The sequence below is a fragment of the Methylobacterium sp. WL18 genome (assembly GCF_008040015.1).
Taxonomy (GTDB): Bacteria; Pseudomonadota; Alphaproteobacteria; order Rhizobiales; family Beijerinckiaceae; genus Methylobacterium; species Methylobacterium mesophilicum.
The window spans coordinates 1-2,889 of record NZ_VRVD01000593.1; the positions used below are offsets into that span (position 1 = coordinate 1).

At 68.5% G+C, this 2,889-nt stretch carries 3 protein-coding genes and 1 pseudogene; 1 reads left to right on the forward strand and 3 read right to left on the reverse strand.

The genetic code is table 11. The annotated features are described in order from the left end of the window. A pseudogene (locus tag FV228_RS25500) lies at positions 1-302 on the forward strand (hypothetical protein); the annotation flags it as partial. 46 nt (positions 303-348) lie between these two features. Here FV228_RS25500 and speG read toward each other — a convergent pair. From speG to apaG, 3 genes are read right to left on the reverse strand one after another with little or no spacing between them, the layout of a single operon-like run. After that, on the reverse strand, positions 349-897 hold the full coding sequence (gene speG / locus FV228_RS25505; RefSeq protein ID WP_281406532.1) for a spermidine N1-acetyltransferase: 549 nt from the start codon (positions 895-897) through the stop codon (positions 349-351). 14 nt (positions 898-911) lie between these two features. Beyond that, the gene (gene argE / locus FV228_RS25510) at positions 912-2,081 is read right to left on the reverse strand and encodes an acetylornithine deacetylase (protein ID WP_147857101.1); all 1,170 of its coding nucleotides are present in this window, start codon (positions 2,079-2,081) and stop codon (positions 912-914) included. Positions 2,082-2,116: 35 nt separating this feature from the next. Further along, on the reverse strand, positions 2,117-2,509 hold the full coding sequence (apaG, locus tag FV228_RS25515; protein ID WP_007562424.1) for a Co2+/Mg2+ efflux protein ApaG: 393 nt from the start codon (positions 2,507-2,509) through the stop codon (positions 2,117-2,119). Between the last annotated feature and the right edge of the window lie 380 nt (positions 2,510-2,889).

Sequence of the window (2,889 nt, forward strand, 5' to 3'; positions counted from 1 at the left end):
CCCGCGCCGGCGTCCGCACCGACCGCCGCGACGGCGCCCGCAATGCCGTGGGCACCGAGGGCCGCGACACCCACCGGACGGCCGATCGCCAAAGCCGTGACGACGGCATACGCAGCGGCGACATGCGGGGCGGCCGGGAGGACGGCATACGCAGCGCATCGGAGCGCGGGGACCAACCGGGTGGCGCGCGGCCGGCTAACAACGACGGTGGCCGGATGGGGAACGCCGAGCGCGGCGGCATGAAGGCCGGTAGCGCTCAGGGCGGTGCAGCGCAGGGTGCCGGGAGGGCCGGCCGCAACTGAGCGAAGTCCGGGAGGGGCCCTCTCGGCCTCTCCCGGATGCCTAGGATCAGACTTTCAGCACCGGCTCGGCGATGTCGCCGCCGCCGCGGTTCTTCAGGTAATCCGGCTGGAACAGGCACATCCGCACGGCGTCGCGATAGCGTCCGTTCACGAAGAACTCGTCCTTGAGCACACCCTCGGGATGGAAGCCGCAGCGCTCGTAGATCCGTACCGCCCGGGCATTGTCTCGGTCCACGTGCAGATACAGCTTGTGAATGTTGAGCACGCTGAACGCATAATCCATGGCGATCCGGGTCGCCTGCCAGGCATAGCCCCGGCCCTGGAAGCTGGGGTGGATCGCGATCTGGAACTCGCAGCGCCGGTGCAGGTGGTTGATCTCCACGAGCTCGATCAGCCCCGCCGGCTCGCCGCTCGGATCGGCCACGATGAAGCGGCGCTCGGTCTGGTTGTGGATGTTGCGCTCGTAGAGCTGCTGCAGTTCGGCGAAGGACTCGTAGGCCTCCTCGAACCAGTAGCGCATGATGCTGTCGTTGTTGTTCAGCTGGTGGACGAAGCGCAGGTCCTCGCGTTCCAGCGGGCGCAGCTTGATGGTGATGCCGATGAGCGCGTTCATGACGCACAAGCCTCGATCAGGGCCCTCAGGAACCGCTCGCCCTTGCCGAGCGCGTCGAGGGTGATGAACTCGTCGGGTTGGTGGGCCTGGGCGATGTCGCCGGGCCCGCACACGACGGTCGGGATCCCGGCCTGCTGGAAGCGCCCGGCCTCCGTGGCGTAGGGCACCGCAATGGTGCGGTTGCGCCCCGCGAGCCTCAGGCACAGCCGTTCGGCCTCGGAGCCTGGATCTGGTGCGAGCCCCGGGATGTCGACCTCCTCGAGCGTCTCGATTCGCCCGTACTCACCGTAGCGGTTCAGGCGCTCGCGCGTCACCTGCTCGACCACCTCGGCGAACAGGCGCGGGACCTCGCCCGGGTCGAGGTCCGGCAGCCCGCGGTATTCCCAGAGGAAGCGGCATTCCTTGGCCAGGATGTTGCGCGCGGTGCCACCGTGGATCGTCCCGACATGGACCGTGGTGGCGGCCGGATCGAAGCGCCCGGAGGCGTCGCCGCGCTCGATCATCAGGTCGGCGATCCGGTTCAGGCCGGCGACCAGGTCGCAGGCCGCCGCCACCGCGTTCGCCCCCAGCGCCGGCCGGGCCGAATGGGCCTCGTGCCCGTGCACGGTGGTCAGGCAGGTGACGATGCTCTTGTGCGCGTCCGCGACTTCCATGCCGGTCGGCTCGCCGACGATCACCGCGCCCGGTCGCGGCAGGTCGACGCCGAACCGGGTGATCGCGTCCATCGAGCCGAGGCAGGTGGTCTCTTCGTCGTAAGAGAGCAGGATGTGGATGGGCCGCGTAAGGTTGGTTGCCAGCATGTCGGGCACCAGAGCCAGCGCCAGGGCGTCGAAGGCCTTCATGTCGACCGCGCCGCGTCCGTAGGCCCGCCCGTCGGCGACGCGCAGGGTGAACGGGTCGCTGGTCCAGGCCTGACCCGCCACTGGGACCACGTCGGTATGGCCGGAGAGCACGACGCCACCATCGGCCATCGGGCCGATGGTGGCGTACAGGGCCGCCTTGTCCCCGCCTGCGTTCGGCAGGCGCAGGTAAGGGACACCCCAACCGTCGAGATAGGTGCAGACGGAATCGATTAGGGCCAGGTTTGGCTTGTCGCTCTCGGTATCGAACGACACGAGGCGGGCGAGCATGTCGAGCGGGCTGAGCCGCTCGCCGATCCCAGGCATAGGTCCCTCCGGAGCAAGGCCCCGGAGCCGGGACCTCAATGCAGGCTGCGGCGAACGTGCGGGCTGTCGAGGGAGAAGGCGGGAATCTCGGCCTCGAAGCTCTCGCCGGCCACCGTCGCCATGGTGTAGCTGCCGGCCATCAGGCCATCGGGCGTGTTGAGCGGGCAGCCGCTCGTGTAGCAGAAGGACTCGCCGGGCTCTAGCACCGGCTGCTTGCCGACCACGCCCGTGCCCCGCACTTCCTGGCAGGCCCCGTGCCCGTCGATGATGCGCCAGTGCCGGGAGCGCAGCTGCACCTGCTCGCTGCCGGTGTTCACGATCTCGACCGTATAAGCGAAGAAGTAACGACTTTCATTCGGCGAGGATTCCTCCTCGACGAAGCGAGGCTGAACGGTCACACGAATTCCCCGCGTCTCGGCCTTGTACATCGCCCTATTAGGCCCTTCTTCGAACGGTGCGATTCGATGAAGACGAATTGAACGCGCTTCACTGGCGGTGGTAGTGGCCAGTGAAATCGGCGTCAATTGCGGCGGACTACCTCGCGCGGATGATGCCGCAGCCTCGTCCGAGGGTGGTCGAGTCCCGAGCCGCGCGTATCGTACCATCCGGATTAAGCCGGCATTAGCCAGTCTGGGCGGAGAACGTTGGGGATCGCGGATCCACCCGGAGGCGCGCGAAGGAGTCGAGGCGCGATGAACGCGGGCGCAGGCCAGGATGCCGCCGATTCGCAGGCCGCCGATCCGGACGTCGAGACCCGTGGCGGCATCCTGCCGGCCGAGGCGATCGCGGCGCTGGCGCAGGCGGGCGG

What these genes read in the sequence shown, in the direction of transcription:
- argE (WP_147857101.1), bottom strand. Translation starts at nt 2,081, where the DNA reads ATGCCTGGGATCGGCGAGCGGCTCAGCCCGCTCGACATGCTCGCCCGC.
- apaG (WP_007562424.1), bottom strand. Translation starts at nt 2,509, where the DNA reads ATGTACAAGGCCGAGACGCGGGGAATTCGTGTGACCGTTCAGCCTCGC.